14 protein-coding genes are annotated in these 16,350 nt (G+C 51.2%); 9 read left to right on the top strand and 5 right to left on the bottom strand.

Annotated features, from left to right (window positions below; genetic code table 11):
- Positions 1 to 30: 30 nt before the first annotated feature.
- Positions 31 to 846, top strand: coding sequence for a polyprenol monophosphomannose synthase (locus tag ACYU87_RS24650; protein WP_461136676.1), 816 nt, complete (start codon positions 31 to 33; stop codon positions 844 to 846).
- Positions 847 to 1,226: 380 nt separating this feature from the next.
- Positions 1,227 to 3,626 (top strand): mechanosensitive ion channel family protein, encoded by a 2,400-nt coding sequence (locus tag ACYU87_RS24645; RefSeq protein WP_461136675.1) that lies wholly within the window; start codon positions 1,227 to 1,229, stop codon positions 3,624 to 3,626.
- 20 nt (positions 3,627 to 3,646) lie between these two features.
- On the opposite strand, the gene ACYU87_RS24640 is transcribed toward ACYU87_RS24645, so the two are convergent.
- The 4 genes from ACYU87_RS24640 to ACYU87_RS24625 all read right to left on the bottom strand — a co-directional run bounded on the left by ACYU87_RS24640 (position 3,647) and on the right by ACYU87_RS24625 (position 6,308).
- Positions 3,647 to 3,910 carry a DUF167 domain-containing protein gene (locus ACYU87_RS24640; protein WP_461136674.1) on the bottom strand — a complete coding sequence of 88 codons (264 nt, stop codon included), beginning with the start codon at positions 3,908 to 3,910 and terminating at the stop codon, positions 3,647 to 3,649.
- A 24-nt stretch (positions 3,911 to 3,934) separates the two neighbouring features.
- Entirely contained in the window at positions 3,935 to 4,834 is a 900-nt protein-coding gene (locus tag ACYU87_RS24635) for an SDR family oxidoreductase (RefSeq protein WP_461136673.1), read from the bottom strand.
- A gap of 89 nt (positions 4,835 to 4,923) precedes the next feature.
- Positions 4,924 to 5,628 (bottom strand): peptidylprolyl isomerase, encoded by a 705-nt coding sequence (locus tag ACYU87_RS24630; protein WP_461136672.1) that lies wholly within the window; start codon positions 5,626 to 5,628, stop codon positions 4,924 to 4,926.
- A 53-nt stretch (positions 5,629 to 5,681) separates the two neighbouring features.
- Positions 5,682 to 6,308, bottom strand: coding sequence for an ATP-binding cassette domain-containing protein (locus ACYU87_RS24625; protein WP_461136671.1), 627 nt, complete (start codon positions 6,306 to 6,308; stop codon positions 5,682 to 5,684).
- Positions 6,309 to 6,423: 115 nt separating this feature from the next.
- Between ACYU87_RS24625 and purN the strand changes: the two genes are divergently transcribed.
- Together purN and ACYU87_RS24615 are read left to right on the top strand one after the other, a co-directional pair.
- Entirely contained in the window at positions 6,424 to 7,008 is a 585-nt protein-coding gene (purN, locus tag ACYU87_RS24620; protein WP_461136670.1) for a phosphoribosylglycinamide formyltransferase, read from the top strand.
- Complete coding sequence (locus ACYU87_RS24615; RefSeq protein WP_461136669.1) at positions 7,005 to 7,385, top strand: hypothetical protein; 381 nt, start codon at positions 7,005 to 7,007, stop codon at positions 7,383 to 7,385. Before purN ends, ACYU87_RS24615 begins: the two co-directional genes overlap by 4 nt.
- A gap of 315 nt (positions 7,386 to 7,700) precedes the next feature.
- Here the strand turns inward: ACYU87_RS24615 and ACYU87_RS24610 are convergent, their stop codons facing one another.
- The gene (locus ACYU87_RS24610; protein WP_461136668.1) at positions 7,701 to 8,531 is read right to left on the bottom strand and encodes a sugar phosphate isomerase/epimerase family protein; all 831 of its coding nucleotides are present in this window, start codon (positions 8,529 to 8,531) and stop codon (positions 7,701 to 7,703) included.
- A 148-nt stretch (positions 8,532 to 8,679) separates the two neighbouring features.
- On the opposite strand from ACYU87_RS24610, the gene ACYU87_RS24605 reads away from it, so the two are divergent.
- From ACYU87_RS24605 to ACYU87_RS24585, 5 genes are all read left to right on the top strand, one after another.
- A complete protein-coding gene (locus ACYU87_RS24605; RefSeq protein ID WP_164044055.1) occupies positions 8,680 to 9,078 on the top strand; it encodes a hypothetical protein in 399 nt (132 codons plus the stop codon).
- Positions 9,079 to 9,173: 95 nt separating this feature from the next.
- Positions 9,174 to 13,535 (top strand): CusA/CzcA family heavy metal efflux RND transporter, encoded by a 4,362-nt coding sequence (locus ACYU87_RS24600; RefSeq protein ID WP_461136667.1) that lies wholly within the window; start codon positions 9,174 to 9,176, stop codon positions 13,533 to 13,535.
- Positions 13,536 to 13,542: 7 nt separating this feature from the next.
- Positions 13,543 to 14,688: an efflux RND transporter periplasmic adaptor subunit gene (locus ACYU87_RS24595; protein WP_461136666.1), complete on the top strand. Its 1,146-nt coding sequence runs from the start codon at positions 13,543 to 13,545 to the stop codon at positions 14,686 to 14,688.
- Positions 14,689 to 14,766: 78 nt separating this feature from the next.
- Positions 14,767 to 15,495 (top strand): ZIP family metal transporter, encoded by a 729-nt coding sequence (locus tag ACYU87_RS24590; protein ID WP_461136665.1) that lies wholly within the window; start codon positions 14,767 to 14,769, stop codon positions 15,493 to 15,495.
- A 161-nt stretch (positions 15,496 to 15,656) separates the two neighbouring features.
- Complete coding sequence (locus tag ACYU87_RS24585; protein WP_461136664.1) at positions 15,657 to 16,196, top strand: GNAT family N-acetyltransferase; 540 nt, start codon at positions 15,657 to 15,659, stop codon at positions 16,194 to 16,196.
- Positions 16,197 to 16,350 lie beyond the last annotated feature (154 nt).

Genomic DNA, 16,350 nt, shown 5'->3' with positions numbered 1-16,350 from the left:
ATATACCCTCCCTATTTTATTCAGAATCCTGTGAAAGAGCGCCTGGTCGTTATCCCAACCTATAATGAAATCGAGAATATCGACGCCATCATTCGGAAGGTGTTCAGCCTGTCGGAGCCTTTCGATATTCTTATCGTGGACGACGGTTCGCCGGATGGAACGGCCCAGCGTGTCCGCGATTTGCAAGACGAGTTTCTGGTACTGGGCTCTTCGCCACGAGGGTCGATGGCGCGGCTTCACTTGCTCGAACGACGCGGTAAACTGGGCTTGGGTACGGCCTACATCGACGGGTTCAAGTGGGCGTTATCGCGTGGTTATCAGTACCTGTTCGAGATGGACGCTGACTTCTCGCACAGCCCCGAAGATCTGATCAAGCTGTATCACGCCTGCGCCGATGAATCTCCCAACCGGGCCGACGTGGCCGTGGGGTCGCGTTACATCCGGGGCGTCAACGTCGTTAACTGGCCAATGGGTCGGGTGCTGATGTCGTACTTTGCGGGGGTCTATGTTCGCTTCGTAACGGGCATGTCAATTATGGACCCAACGGCCGGCTTCATTTGCTACCGGGCCGAGGTGCTGGAAGTGATTCTGCATAATCCGATCAAGTTTGTCGGGTACGCGTTCCAGATCGAGATGAAGTTTACCTGCTGGAAATACGGCTTCAAGATCCGGGAGGTCCCCATTATTTTCACCGATCGTACACGGGGCGTTTCCAAAATGTCGTCCAAGATCTTTAAAGAGGCCGTTTTTGGTGTTCTCCAGATGAAAATCAGCAGTTTCTTCCGGCATTATATCCCCCGCCGGGAATCCACCAAACGAATAGAAGAGCCGGTTGACGCCGTGTAGTGTACATTCCAACTGCTGTCAGGGAAGTTCGTGAGGACAAAAACCAGAGAGCCTGTACCACGGAGATCGTATATGCCCTTGGCCCGTGTCCTCACGGATCATTGTCGTATGCCATACGTCAGTGTACAGATCACATCAGACAAACCACTCACCGTCAACCCGTTAATTTTCGAGTTATAACAATTCGGGCGCTGGGCAGTATTAACTTAGGTACCACTCCGGTGTGTGAAGGGCAAATGTGAAGAGAAGTGATGATAGCTGCTGCCACGAATTCGTATCGTTTTCGTGTTGAGTAACCTATCTTAACTGTGTGGCCATACCTGATACCTGTTACGAAAAGCCCGATGGTCATCAGCACTTCCAGTTAATAGTGGATTGCCATGATGCAACAAATTAATCGTCCGTCTGCGTGGCAGTTTCCCGCGCAGCTTCCTCTTTTTCTTAGTAGATTTTTAACGATTTTCTTCCTCTTTACGTCGGCGAGTTACGCACAGAAGGTCACTCAAGCAGCCCCGACCGATAGTTTACCCGTTATTGCTCAGCCGGGCATTCCCATCGATAGTATCATTGCCCGACTCGAAAAAGGGCATACGGCGCTCAATGATATCAATAATCGAACGCGCCGGGGGTTTAATACCTGGCAGATTGATGAAAATCTGCCCGAAGCGCAGGCCTACATAAAGACCATCCGTACCAACCTGGCGCTGTACAGCAAAGTGCATGACATGAAAAACATGCTCATGTTTCAGGTCCTGCTGGGTGACATACAGAAACAACTCAAGACTTGGCGGGAAGGATTGTCGGACTACGAAAAACAACTGTCGGCCATGAACGGCCAGCTTATTGGTCTGGCCAGAGATTCGGTTCTGGTTATTCCAGCCGATAGCAACTACCGGGCATTATACACCAAGTCGCTGAAGGAGTTGCGCCAGCAATGGATCACCGCCAGCCAATCAACCAACAAAAACCTGACCCGGATCAACAAGCTACAGGCCGCCGTTTCGGATGGTTATTTCGAAACAGCCGAACTAACCAACGTTGTCAACGAGCGCATTCGAGAATTTAACGCCCGAATAGTTGGGAAAGAATACGACGTTATCTGGTCGACGCCAAAGAGCGAAGGGTCCGATGAAAAGCTAAACAACCTGATGGCCAAATCCTACGAAGGCCAACGAGATATGCTGGCTTACTACATCAACCGAAGTGCCGAAAACTGGCTCTATATGCTTGTTATCGGATTGGTGTTTTTTGGCTGGGTCTACACCAGTTTCAGCCGGATCAAAACCCACCAACCAATTGACGAGGTTCTTGCCGAGGAAAAAATCCGCTACCTCAAACCGGTTCCCGTCTTTGCCGCACTGGTCGTTGTCTTCAACATTGCTCCCTTCTTCGATTTGCGGCCACCGGCCGTTTATGTCGAACTGATGCAGTTTATTCTGCTCATTGCCCTCACGTTTCTGTTTTTCCGAAGCTGGACAAGGCAATTGTTCTACCATTGGCTGGCCATTGTGGGGCTGTATATTCTGGTCATCATAACCCGGTCGTCGATTATTGATCCCGGGCTGCTGTTCCGGCTGTGGTTCCTGTTTCTGAGTCTGGTATCCATTCTATTTGGCTTCCTTTTTTTGTTCCGAATCCGGAAAGCGCTGGCCCTGACCGGCTTCATCAAACAGGTATCTATTCTGTACATAATACTGAACGTACTGGCCGTATTCTGCAACGTATTCGGACGGCTCAGTCTGGCCAAAATTTTTAGTACGGCGGCTATTTTCGGCTTGACCCAGGCTGTTGGTTTGTTCATCCTCGTGCAAGTCATCAATGAGGCATTTGCGCTTCAGGTTGTCAGCGGTCGGTTGTCGAAAGGCGTTGCTTCACGCATCAATTATGAGAAAATTAAGGTTGGTCTGCACGCCTTTCTGAGCTTCGTTTCCCTAGTTGCCTGGGTTATTATTTTCACGAATAACCTGTATATCTATAACGCCATTTACGGCCGTATCGAGCATTTCCTGGTTACTGAACGCAGTGTGGGCAGCACCACATTTACCTGGGCCAATATTATCATGTTCGCGATTGTGCTGTATATCTCCAGCACGATGCGAAAATACATCGGGTACTTTTTCGGCGAAACCGAAGACGAAGTGGGCGGATCGGTCAGTCGTTCTGACTCTCGACTGGTCATTATTCGGCTTGTTATTCTGGTCGGTGGGGTATTTCTGGCGGTAGTAGCCTCCGGGATTGGACTAGATAAGGTGACGGTTATGGTCGGGGCGCTGGGCGTAGGTATTGGTCTGGGCCTCCAGAACATTGTCAATAATTTCGTTTCCGGTATTATTCTGATCTTCGACAAGCCTTTCCAGATTGGCGATTTTATTGAAATTGCGAATAAGAAAGGTCGTGTTAAAACGATTGGTATTCGCTCCAGTCGACTACTGACAACGGAAGGATCGGAAGTGATCATTCCCAACGGCGATCTATTGTCTGGACAGGTCATCAACTGGACCATCAATCATAAAGCAAAACGCATTGAGCTAACCCTCAAAGCCAACGCCGAACATGATCTGCACACGCTTGAGCCACTTATTAAGGAAGAGATCATGAAGCAGCCCAACGCGGTAAAACGCATTGCGCCCGAAATTTTCCTATCGACCATTACCAGCGATGCCATTGAGCTGAAAGTAAGGGTCTGGATCAACTCGGTGAATAAGGAAGACCAATTCAGAAGCCAGGTGCTGCTGAGTATCTACCAGCGATTTAAGGAAAATGGCATCAAGATGATGTAAAAAGAGCGAGCCTAAGTCTTTTACTGGCTTAGGCTCGCTACAAATGCGGCATACACATCGGTTGCTACATCGACGTCTATTCGTTTGTGCGGGTTGGTAAATCCGGCAACGATCGTAACATTCGACTTGGCGACACCAAGCTGTTTCGCCAGAAATTCAACCAGGTAAGCGTTTGCTTTACCATCCTGCGCCGGAGCCCGAATTTTGGCGTTGAGCTGACCGGCCGCACCGTAAAACAGCTGGTCAACTTTGCTACCGGGCTTCACCTTTAGGTGGATCGTCATAGCCTGAATCCGTGATGGGCTGGTTTAATTGAGTTGCCCGGCCAGCACGGCAATACCTTCCGCAAAGCTATGCGGGTTGTAACCCAGTACCGTTTGCGCTTTGTCCAGAATGAAGCCGGTACGCGGAGGGCGCCGGGCCACTTGCGTAAAGGTCGATGCATCGGCCTGAGCAATCAGCGATTTGTCAAGACCGAAATAATCGGCCGTTTGAATGGCCATCTCGTACGGCGTCAGCACTTCTTTACCCGAGATATTAAAGATGCCTTCTGCTTCCTGATCGGCAATTAGGTAGCAACCCATAGCCAGATCTTCGGCCAGTGTTGGACTGCGCCATTGATCGGTGACGACCTTGATATTTTTGCCGTCTTCCAGCGATTTTTTTACCCACAAAATAATGTTGCTGCGGCTCATGTCATGGGCGATGCCATAGACCAGCACCGTCCGGGCAATGGCCCACCGCAGAGTAGCGTGCCGAACGACCGATTCGCCCGCCTGCTTGCTCCAGCCATAAAAACTGATGGGGTTGGCTTCAGCCGTTTCGTCGTAAGGTCCGGCGGTTCCATCAAAAATGAAATCGGTCGATACGTGTAGCAGAAAGGCATTACTCGCCTGGCACGCTTCGACAATGTATTCGACGGCATGCACATTCTGCGCCCAGCAGGCATCTTTCTGCACTTCACACTTATCCACATCGGTCATGGCTGCCCCGTGGATAACGACATCCGGCTGCACCTCACCGATTACATCAAGCACCTGCTGGCGGTCCGTAATATCCATCGACCGATACGTGTAGCCATCCGAAAAGGGTAGCCGGTTTTCGCCCCGCGCCGTAGCGACTAGTTCGACGTTTGGTTGCTGCGCGAGCAAGCCAACCAGTTTCTGGCCCAGCAGCCCATTGGCCCCGGTGAGAAGAATTTTTTTCATATTTCGTTTATATGTAGCGATGCAACCCTTTGCGTCTCACTCGCGTCAGCCAAAGCCATCCGGGTTATGAGACGCAAAGAGTTGCGTCCCTACATGTATTTATATCCGTACTGTTTCGTAATTTTCTTTTTCCTTACCCAATCGCCGGTCATGGTCATGCGCACGTTTTTCTCGGGCCGGTCCATTTCGTTACGGGGTTGTCTGGCAATACTGTCGACAATAGCCAGGCCATCAATGACCTCGCCAAAAACGGTGTAATTTCCATCGAGATGGGGCGCACCACCGAGCGTTTTGTACACCTGTTTCTGCTCTTCAGTCGGCACGTGTCCTTTCATGGTTTGAATACGGTCGATCTGTTTCTGTAAGCCGGCATCATCCCAAACGCGGCCCTGCACGATATAAAACTGGCATCCACTCGACGCTTTTTCGGGATTATTATCCCGGGCAGCCGACAAGGCCCCCTTCTTATGAAAGAGGGCCGGGACCAACTCCGCCGGTATCTTATATCCCACGTCGCCATTGCCCAAGGGCTGGTCATCCTGCGCCCTCCGTGAATTGGGATCACCCCCCTGAATCATGAACAGCGGAATGATGCGGTGAAACAACAGGCTGTCATAGAACTTCTGATTGACGAGTTTGATAAAGTTCTCCTTGTGCTTCGGCGTCTGGTCATACAGCACGAGCCGCATGGTTCCATACGATGTATTGAGCGAAACAAGGTAGTCCTTTTTCCGGCGGTTTTGAGCCATCGAAAAAACGGGAATCAGTAATAAGATAAGGACAAGTTTACACATACGTTTTTGTTATGCTGACCGGGCCGCCGGTGCGGAAGGAAGCATGATTCACATTACAGATTTACGCGCTTCTGAAAAGCGTCTTTCAATCGCTGGTCGTGGGTAACAACAATCAGGCTGGCCCCAATTTGCTCCGACTGCTGGCGCAGCAGTGCAACAACACGACTGGTATTTTCGTCGTCAAGGCTGGACGTGGGTTCATCGGCCAGAATAACATCCGGCTGGTTCATCACGGCGCGGGCAATGCTAACCCGTTGCTGCTCGCCCTGGCTGAGCTGGTTTGTTTTTTTTGCCAGATGATCGGCAAAGCCCAGTTGTCCGGCCAGCTCCCGTGCCCGGATTTTATCCTGCGGCTTATTGGCTAAATAATTCGCCATCAGCAGGTTGTCCAGTACCGACAATGAACTGACGAAGTGAGGTTTCTGATAAACGATTCCCAGGTGCTTGGCGCGGAAAGCCGCCGTTTCGGCCGCACTGAGCTTGGTCAGGTCCGTTTGGTCAATAATGACCGATCCACTCTTTGGCTTAAGTAATAAGGCCAGCAAATGCAGGAACGTTGTTTTTCCGGTACCGGACTGCCCCAGAATCAGAAAAGCTTCTCGATTGGCACAGTGAACATCGGGAAACGTAAACTGCTTCGCAGGGCTATAGTCAAACGTGAGTTGATGGGTTGCCAGCATTGGATTTGAGCAAGTACCGACAAAAATAGGCAAAAGTTGTAATTTTGACGGTGTCCTGTGGTATCAGGTTTGAGACACCGGCACTGCCTACCAATCCTTACTTATTTTACCTGTCTTGAAACGCATCGCTCTGTTTGCCTCCGGTTCCGGCTCCAACGCCGAGAAAATTGCTGAATACGTTGCCGATAGTACCGACGTAAAGATCACGCTCATGCTGTCGAATAATCCCAAAGCGGGGGTAATCGAGCGCGCCCGACGACTACATATTCCGGTACTGCTTTTTGACCGGACCACCTTTTACAACACCAGCCAGATCACCGAAATCCTGCTCAATCAGAACGTTGATCTGATCGTTCTGGCCGGTTTTATGTGGCTGATGCCCGCCGATCTGGTAAAGGCCTTTCCGAACCGGATCGTTAATATTCACCCGGCTTTATTGCCTAAATTTGGTGGTAAGGGCATGTACGGGCATTTCGTTCACGAAGCCGTTGCAGCAGCTGGCGAAACAGAATCCGGCATTACGATCCATTACGTAAATGAGCATTACGACGAAGGACAGATCATTTTCCAGGCTACCTGTCCGGTTGCTCCATCGGATACGCCCGACGCTATTGCCCGTAACGTGCAGGCCCTGGAGCACAGGCACTATCCACGCGTTGTAGCCGAGGTTTTAAGCACACTCCCCTCCGAAAAACCATGAGAAAACTATCCGTGGCGGTACTCCTTCTGGGTTTGACCGGCTGCTTTCAGCCAATGGTATACCTGCAGAATAAACCCAGCTACCCGGTGGATGTATTTTACGAAAATCAGCGGCCCGAGCGTCCGTTTGACCCGTTGCAGGATCTGGAAGTAAAGGGAGAAGTTCCTTTGTCTGATCGCCAGTCAGCGAACCGCCGGATGCTCAGCCGGGGCAACGACATGCAACAGAAAGAACTCATGCTGTCCCGCCTGACAATACAGGCCAAAAAGCTCGGTGCCGACGCGTTGGTCGCGGTGCGTTATACCTATTACACATCCACAACCGATAACGGGTATATCATGACCGGGCTGGCCGTGCGGTATAAACAGGAGCACTGATTGACTGTAATTGTTTTTAACCGCGCTAGTGATCTGATGAAGCCACTATGAGTTTCGCTCCAACTTTCGTTGGTTAAACTTCTCGCAAACTCAGCTGCTTATGCAATCATGAGATGTTGATTCCTGAGATGGCAACTTGAGACTGTTATGTATACCTGGTGTTGACCATCTATCAACTAGTGTCGCTAGCTTATAAAACGGGCGTTAAAAGGAACTGCGTATATGACATTTCTAAATCTCTCTACTTCTGAAAGCCGTTCATCATCCTGGCCACCGCGTTAACAGACAGGTCAAACTTATATTCGATGTTTTGGGTTACCGCCCTAGTATTTTTGTAGCCTTAAAACTAGTCGTTAGACTGGACCAAACAGAAGGGTGGAAATGACCGTCCTGCTCCACGATCGAATACTGTAAACCCGCTTGCTTGGCGTGGTCAAAAAGCCGGTTGTAATCAATATTGCCTCTGCCTACCTCCGTATTGGCCGTACGATCCTGCTTATCCATATCCTTGACATGCCAGATGGGAAAGCGGCCCGGATATTTCTGGATGTAGCTTAATGGATCCACTTTCATTCGGGCAAACCAATACAACTCCATCTCCATGATCATCAGCTTAGGATCAATCTGTTTCAGAAACAAGTCATAAGGCACCACACCTTCGAAGGTCTCAAAATCATACCCATGGTTATGATAGCCAAATTGAATGCCATGTTTCTGGCATAACTCGCCTAACCGGGTATACTCGTCCACCGCTCGCTTGGTGGTTTCCAGACTAGTGAGCTCATTATACGGGACAACCATGTATTTGAGCCCTACGGCAGCGGCCTCGGTAATGGAGTTCTCTGCTGTTTTGCCCAAATTGAAATGAGAGGCAAACAGCGTCATGCCCAGGTCATGGGCTATTTTAGTAAACTCAGCAGGTTTCAAACCAAAATAAATGCCCTTGTCACCCTGATAGGATTCCAGCAGCGTATAGCCAATAGCCGCCAGTTGCTTGAGCGTGCCCACGGGGTCCTGATTCATCCATTCCCGAACGGTATACAGCTGAATACCAATGGGATACTTATCCTTTGCCTGAGAAGTCGCAGCAGGAAGACCGGTAGCCAGCGCCCCGGCGGCCAGGAGAAAATGTCGACGTGAAAACATGCGGTAACGCACCGGAGTAGGGTGCTGATGGGATAAAGCCCGTCAGCACCCTACTCCTACCCGGAAACAGATGCAAACACGCGTAGGCAATCATCCTGAAGTAGCGTTTCGTCTCGGAACTTACCAAAATGCGCTTTACCTTTGCGCCATGAAATCCACGTTGGCACTTTTCCTGGGCATCATCATGCTACTGGGTAGTCTGTTCCCGCAGACCGACGTGGAAGAAGTCTATAAAATCCCCGGCCTGATTGTCCATTATCAGCTTCACAAGAAATCAGCGGGGAGCGATTTCGATTTCTGGCAGTTTCTCGACATGCATTACGATGCGTCCTCGAAACACGCCAAACTACCTCATAAAGGCGTAAAGATTCCGCTCTACAATCACCTCTCGGCCGGTTTCGTCTTTACTTTGTCTCCCTTCCAGCCCCAGGCAGTACCCACCGAATTGGTGACGCTGATTCCCTGGCCACAGGTTCATTTTTCCTATGAGAACCTGTACGCGTACCAGAATCCTTCGTTCTTCTTTCAACCTCCGCAGGTAGCATAGCTCCGTTTTTGTGGTCTTGGCCCGTTGGCTGAGCATGTGCGTTTGCCCATGTCTTCGGCTCACTGGCTCTTGTTTCTCAACGAGTCTATACTATCATGCTGCATAAAATCATTCAGTTCTCTGTCCAGAACAAACTGGCCATTGGTTTATTCATGCTCGGTTGGGTCGTGTACGGCACCTATCAGGTTAGCCAGTTACCCATCGATGCCGTACCCGATATTACCAACAATCAGGTTCAGGTGATCACTACGGCCCCTTCGTTGGGGGCTGAAGATGTAGAACGACTGATCACCTTTCCCATTGAGCAGGCCATCAGCAACATACCGGGCCTGAAAGAAAGCCGGAGCCTGTCGCGCTTTGGCTTATCGCTGATCACGATCGTCTTTGAGGATGGCTCGGATGTGTATTGGGCCCGCCAGCAGGTTACCGAGCGGCTGGGCCAGGTCGACATTGCTGGCAATGCCAGCAAGCCTGAACTGGCGCCCGTCACCACGGGCCTGGGGGAAATCTACCAGTACGTCGTCAAGCCCAAAAAAGGGTTTGAACATACCTATTCATTAGCCGATTTACGCACCACCCAGGACTGGCTGGTGCGTCGTCAATTACTGGGCACACCGGGTGTGGCCGATGTCGCCACCTTTGGCGGTTCACTAAAGCAGTACGAAGTAGCGGTTAATCCGGCCCGGTTAAAATCACTCGGACTCACCATCAGTGATGTCTTTACGGCCTTGAGCCGTAACAATCAAAATACGGGTGGAGCCTACATTGAAAAAGGGCCGTCGGTGTTATACATCCGTAGTGTTGGACTGGCCAAAACGGGCGTCGATATTGGCCAGATCGTTGTCAAAAACACGACGGACGGAACCCCCGTCCTGATTTCGCAGGTGGCCGACGTCCGGCTGGGGTCTGCCATTCGGTACGGAGCGCTCACGATGGCGGGGCAGGGCGAACTGACGGGTGGTATCGTGATGATGCTCAAGGGGGGTAATTCCTCGGAAGTCATTAAGCGGGTAAAAGATCGTATCCAGGCCATTCAAAAAACCCTGCCCCTGGGCCTGGAAATCGAGCCGTTTTTAGATCGGACCAAAATGGTCAATAATGCCATTGGGACCGTCGAGCATAACTTACTGGAAGGCGCCCTGATTGTGGTGCTCGTTCTAGTTCTGTTTCTGGGCAACTGGCGGGCGGGGTTATTGGTCGCTTCGGTCATCCCCTTGTCCATGTTGTTTGCCATTACTCTAATGAACTGGTTTGGTGTTTCCGGCAACCTGATGAGTCTGGGTGCGCTGGACTTCGGTTTGATTGTCGATGGGGCCGTCATCATCGTAGAGGCCATTCTGCACCACCTGCATTCGTCTAAAAAGTATGCCGTCATCAACCAGCTCTCGCAGGCCGACATGGATGAAGAGGTTACCGATTCGGCTTCCCGAATGATGAATGCGGCTGTGTTTGGTCAAATTATCATCCTGATCGTTTACCTGCCAATTTTATCGCTGTCCGGCATTGAAGGGAAGATGTTCAAGCCCATGGCCCAAACCGTCGCCTTCGCCATTCTGGGGGCGTTTATTCTGTCGATTACGTATGTGCCTATGATCAGTGCCCTCCTGATCAGCAAACAGATCAATCACGTACCCACGTTGTCGGACCGGGTGATGGGCCGGATCGAGCATGGATACCAGACGCTGTTGATCAAGGCCTTGCGCATTCGGGTGATCATCGTAGGGTCGGCGTTTGCGCTGCTGGCCGTGGCGGTGCTGTTGTTTACCCGGATGGGCGGGGAGTTTATTCCGCAATTGGAAGAAGGTGATTTTGCGGTCGAAACCCGTCTGCTGGTTGGCACCAACCTCAGCACGACCATCGATGCGATTAGCCGGATCTCCGAGCGCCTGAAAGCGACGTATCCGGAAGTTGAAAAAATTGTGGCCCGGATCGGGAGTGCCGAAATTCCCACCGATCCTATGCCTATTGAAGGGGGCGATATGATCGTCGTGCTAAAGGATAAATCCCAATGGACCAGCGCCCATTCGTTTCCTGAACTGGCCAGTAAAATGGCCGCCACCACCCAGGAGATTATGCCGGGGGTAACGACGGGTTTCCAATTTCCCGTTCAGATGCGGTTCAATGAACTGATGACGGGGGCTAAACAGGATGTGGTCTGCAAAATTTACGGCGAAGATCTGACCAAGCTGGCCGCTTACGCGGAAAAACTGGGTGCCCTGAGCAAAACCGTTTCCGGTACGGCCGACTGGTACATTGAGAAAGTAACGGGTATGCCCCAGATCGTTATTGACTTCAACCGGCGCGAGATCGCCCGGTACGGTCTTTCCATCGAAGACATCAACCGAACCATCAATGCTGCCTTCGCGGGGGCCTCGGCGGGTCAAATCTACGAAGGGGAGAAACGGTTCGATCTGGTGGTGCGGGTCGGTACAGAAGGTCGCAAAAACATGACGGATGTGCAGAATCTACCCATCTCCACGGCTACTGGTGTGCAGATACCCCTTTATCAGGTAGCATCAATCCGGGAAATCGAAGGGCCTAACCAGATTCAACGGGAAAATACCCGCCGACGAATTATTGTGGGGTTCAACGTTCGGGGGCGGGATGTGCAGTCCATCGTAGACGAGTTACAACGTAAAGTGGCAGTTGGCATGACGTTTGAACCCGGTTACACCCTGACCTATGGCGGGACCTTTGAGAATTTACAGCAAGCGAAAGCCCGATTGAGCATCGCCGTTCCGGTAGCCCTGCTCCTTATTTTCGGTCTGCTCTATTTTACCTTTTCCTCATTTAAAGAAGGCGCACTGATCTTTACGGCCATCCCTTTGTCGGCCATCGGGGGCATATTCGCGCTGGCCCTGCGGGATATGCCTTTTAGTATTTCCGCTGGCGTGGGTTTTATCGCGCTCTTCGGCGTAGCCGTACTGAATGGAATTGTGCTGATTTCTGAATTTAACCGACTCAAAGGGGAAGGTCTGATCAGCAATCCGGTTCAACTGGTGCTGACCGGCACGCGCAATCGGTTGCGGCCGGTTCTGATGACCGCAGCAGTAGCTTCCCTGGGCTTTCTGCCAATGGCCCTCAGCGACGGCGCTGGTGCGGAAGTACAACGCCCGCTGGCCACCGTCGTCATTGGCGGTCTGCTGACGGCCACATTACTTACCTTATTTGTCTTACCCGCTTTGTATTTGCTGGTAGAGGGCAAGCCCAAACGAGTGGCTAGGTCTTCGGTGATGGCAGGGCTTCTGGTCGCACTACTCATCAACGGGGGCCAGGTACGGGCGCAGACTAACCCGATTACCCTGACCAGCGCGCTGGATTTGGCGCTGGCTAAAAACGGACAGGTACAGAGTGCCCGCCTGAGCGAACAGATCGGCCAGCGACTACAGGGCAGTGCGGTAGATATCGCCAAAACGATATTTAGTGCGGATGTGGGCAAGTTCAATAGCGTGAGTAATGACACCCGCTTGGGGGTAAGTCAGACCCTTAGTTTTCCATCGGTCTACACCAACCAGCGTAAACAGTTGGAAGCCAATTACCGGGCCACGCAGGCGCAACGCCAGCTGACCGAAGCCGACACGCGGGCGCTGGTACGGCAAGCCTATTTTGAGTATGCCGTGCTCATTGAGCGCAACCAGTTGCTGATCTACGCCGATAGTTTATTTCGGCTGTTCGAAGCCAAGTCACGGGCCCGGTTTGCGAAAGGAGCCGCCAACGTACTGGAAAAAACGGCCGCCGAATCACAGCGGCAGCAGATCGCCAATCAGTTGACCATGCTGACGGTTGATATCCGTATCGTGCTCAACGAGTTCAACCGACTCCTTCAGGACGACCGGTCCTATGTCCCCGTGGTGGGTAAGTCCCGAATCGATGCCCCCCTGATCCGGCCCGACTCCTTGCCAACGGAGCTACCGATTCTGGAGTTAGCCAGACAACAGCAGCGATCCGCCCAGTTCCGGTATCAGACCGAGAAAGCCCGGTTACTGCCCGATTTTATCGTGGGCTATAACAACCAGAGCTTTGTGGGCACCCAACTGGTTGATGGCGCCGAGCAAACCTACACCAGCCGTAGCCGATTTAGCTACCTCAGCGCGGGTGTAGCCGTTCCCCTGTTTTTCAAAGCGCAATCGGCCCGTATTTCGGCGGCCAGACTGGACTGGGAGCGTAGCGGGCGACAGTCAGCGTACGTTCAGCGCCAGCTCGGAACCGAGCAGTTAAATGCGGTTCAACAGGTTCAGAAATTTGGCCAGAGCCTGGCCTATTACCAGACGCAGGGCCTGACCAATGCCAATGTTATTATTGCCACGGCTGATCAGCAATTTCAGGGTGGTGAGATCGACTACCTGCAATGGGTCATCCTGGTGAATCAGGCCATCAGCATCCGAAACGAATACGTCAACACATTGAGCAATTACAATCAGGCGGTTATCTACTACCTGAAGTTGAATAACCTATAAAGCATCCATGAAGCAACTCATCATCAGCAGTCTATGCCTGTTTATATTGGCATCCTGCGGAAAAAATAGCCCAACCGAAACCACCCAAACCCCACCTAAAGCGGACTCATCATCCCGGCAAGGGGTTTCCTTTACGAGCCAACAACGGCAGAACGTCGGCATCGAAGTGGGCCATCCCGAACGGCAGACGGTCAGCGGGGTGTTAACGCTCCAGGGGACTGTCTCCATTCCCCCTCAGGGCATGGTTAGTGTCAGCTTTCCCCTGGGGGGCTACCTTAAATCAACGGATATGCTGGCGGGCATGGTCGTCAGAAAAGGACAGGTGCTGGCCCAGTTAGAAGACATGCAGTACATCCAGCTTCAGCAGGATTATCTGACGGCTAAAGAACGCTTTTTGTTAGCCGTCAGCGAAAACAATCGCCAGCGCGACCTCAATGCCACGAAAGCGAGTAGTGATAAGGTGTACCAGCAGGCCAAAGCGGAGATGGAAAGCCAGCGCATATTGATGAATGCGCTGGGGCAGAAGCTGGACCTGATTGGTATCAGCCCAACCAAACTACAAGCCGATAATATCTCCCGAAGCATCGTGATTCGCTCCCCCATTAACGGCGTGGTCGCCAAAGTCAACACGAATGTGGGCAAATACACCGCCCCGACGGACATCCTGTTTGAACTGGTCGATCTGCGGGATATTCATCTGGTGCTGAATGTTTTTGAGAAAGATCTGGCGAAACTTTCGGTGGGGCAGCACCTGGTGGCGTACACCAACGGAGAGCCTACCCGTCGATTCAGCGGTGAAATCATCCTGATCAACAAGAACCTGAATCAGGATCGTATGGCCGAAGTGCAGTGTCATTTTAAGGACTACAGCGTCTCGCTGGTGCCGGGAACCTTTATGAATGCAGATATCTCGGTGTCCGCTAAACAGGCATTGACCGTACCGGAAGGGGCCATTGTCCGGTGGGAAAACAAATCATACGTGTTTGCCGATCAGGGAAACGGTCGCTTTACTATGGTTGAAGTAGTAACCGGCTTACTTAATCAGGGTAAACAACAAATAGAGGGGCATGGCATTACCGACCAGACCAAACTGGTCCTGAAAAATGCCTATGCCTTGTTGATGAAAATCAAAAATGCAGAAACGGAAGGCTAGGCGGACTACTCCACTAGGGGTGCTCATCAGCCCGATTTTCAGGCCTATTTCTTACCTTATATCCATTTGTATTTTATAATGATACCCTTTCTTTCCATTGCCACGTACGCTCTGTTACCCGCCCTGGCACTCACGCTGAGCGGCATATGGGCCACGTATTACCAGTTAAGCCGGAAAGCCAAAAGTGCTATTTTGCACTTTGCCGCCGGGGTTATTTTCTCCGTAGTGGCGGTTGAGATCTTACCGCAGGTGGTTGCGTATCATAATTATGCATTGACCACAGTTGGGTTTGGTGGCGCTATTGTGCTCATGCTGCTGATCCGGCAAGTGACGGAAGGAGACCACAAGCCAACCACAACTGAGTCGAGCAGGGCCATTCCGGTTACGTTTTTAGTCCTGCTCGCCATCGATGTGATCGTGGATGGCCTGTTACTGGGGGTAGGTTTTGCCGCTGGCGCCAAAGAAGGGAAGTTGCTGGCCTACGCACTGGGGATTGAAAGTATTTCGCTGGGACTGGCCACGGCCACCACCCTAGGAAGCGCCGGTTTATCGCGGGGCCGGAGCATTAGCCTCCTGGGCGGCATCGCTCTGGTGTTTATGATTAGCGCCGTTGGCGGGGCTACGCTGTTACACAACCTATCGCCTACAGGTCTGGACCTGGTACTTTCCTTTGGCCTGGCCGCCCTGTTATTTCTAGTGACGGAAGAACTGTTGCAGGAAGCCCACCTGGCCAGTGAACCCGCCTGGCTGACGGCTACTTTTTACTTAGGGTTCCTGCTTTTCCTATTATTAGGTATGCTCGCTTGACGAACAAGCTATATTATGGAAATAGTACTATCCATTGTTTATGTTCTAGCCACAGTTGAGCGTCATTGATAAAAATAATTGTCTCAAATAACCCTCTACTAGATGAACTATCAGATCTAATCAGTCGTCAAACCTGTTCAGGAGTTATTAGCCCCCAACTCATGAACATCCATATTCGCCCAGAAACCCTAGAAGAATATTCAGCGGTTTCAAACTTAATCCAGGAAGCCTATCGCTCAGTAGAGTATAGTAACAAGAAAGAACACTTAATGGTCGAGCGACTGCGTAATTCCACTTCGTTTATTCACCAGCTGTCTCTAGTAGCCCAAGCGGATACCGACGAGTTGGTAGGTCATATTTTGTTCACCAAACTTCACATTCAGAACGGTCATCAACGCTTCCCAGGATTGGCTTTAGCTCCTCTATCTATACTCCCCGCCTTTCAGCAGCAAGGCATCGGCAGTGAATTGATTAGGGCCGGCCACCGCATTGCCAATGCCTTAGGCTATCCATACTGTGTAGTGTTGGGTCATGCCAGCTACTATACTAAGTTTGGCTACCAACGACTCAGTAACTATCCCATTGAGCTGCCGATTCAGGTAGCTGACGAAAACAAAATGATCATTGAGTTGACAGAAGACGGGTTAAAAGGCGTCCAGGGGACGATTGTTTATGCGAACGAGTTTTTTAGCGAGCTGTAGTGCTCTTATGACCATCTGAACTGACCAAAGCTAATGACAAGTAAGCCATTCTCACGAAAATGCTCCCATATGAGACAATAGAGCCTTTGTATATCTGCTCTATAAATGGGGCGTTTTCTGAGATTGATAAAGTTTTACTGACAATTCATCGTTA

Source organism: Spirosoma lituiforme (assembly GCF_054776635.1).
Note: the sequence above shows the minus strand (reverse complement) of the source record. Positions and strands in the feature narration are given on the sequence as shown.

What these genes read in the sequence shown, in the direction of transcription:
- ACYU87_RS24605 (WP_164044055.1), top strand. Translation starts at nt 8,680, where the DNA reads ATGAAATCCACGTTGGCACTTTTCCTGGGCATCATCATGCTACTGGGT.
- ACYU87_RS24600 (WP_461136667.1), top strand. Translation starts at nt 9,174, where the DNA reads ATGCTGCATAAAATCATTCAGTTCTCTGTCCAGAACAAACTGGCCATT.
- ACYU87_RS24615 (WP_461136669.1), top strand. Translation starts at nt 7,005, where the DNA reads ATGAGAAAACTATCCGTGGCGGTACTCCTTCTGGGTTTGACCGGCTGC.
- ACYU87_RS24610 (WP_461136668.1), bottom strand. Translation starts at nt 8,531, where the DNA reads ATGTTTTCACGTCGACATTTTCTCCTGGCCGCCGGGGCGCTGGCTACC.
- ACYU87_RS24635 (WP_461136673.1), bottom strand. Translation starts at nt 4,834, where the DNA reads ATGAAAAAAATTCTTCTCACCGGGGCCAATGGGCTGCTGGGCCAGAAA.
- ACYU87_RS24640 (WP_461136674.1), bottom strand. Translation starts at nt 3,910, where the DNA reads ATGACGATCCACCTAAAGGTGAAGCCCGGTAGCAAAGTTGACCAGCTG.
- ACYU87_RS24585 (WP_461136664.1), top strand. Translation starts at nt 15,657, where the DNA reads ATGAACATCCATATTCGCCCAGAAACCCTAGAAGAATATTCAGCGGTT.
- ACYU87_RS24630 (WP_461136672.1), bottom strand. Translation starts at nt 5,628, where the DNA reads ATGTGTAAACTTGTCCTTATCTTATTACTGATTCCCGTTTTTTCGATG.
- ACYU87_RS24645 (WP_461136675.1), top strand. Translation starts at nt 1,227, where the DNA reads ATGATGCAACAAATTAATCGTCCGTCTGCGTGGCAGTTTCCCGCGCAG.
- ACYU87_RS24590 (WP_461136665.1), top strand. Translation starts at nt 14,767, where the DNA reads ATGATACCCTTTCTTTCCATTGCCACGTACGCTCTGTTACCCGCCCTG.
- ACYU87_RS24625 (WP_461136671.1), bottom strand. Translation starts at nt 6,308, where the DNA reads ATGCTGGCAACCCATCAACTCACGTTTGACTATAGCCCTGCGAAGCAG.
- ACYU87_RS24595 (WP_461136666.1), top strand. Translation starts at nt 13,543, where the DNA reads ATGAAGCAACTCATCATCAGCAGTCTATGCCTGTTTATATTGGCATCC.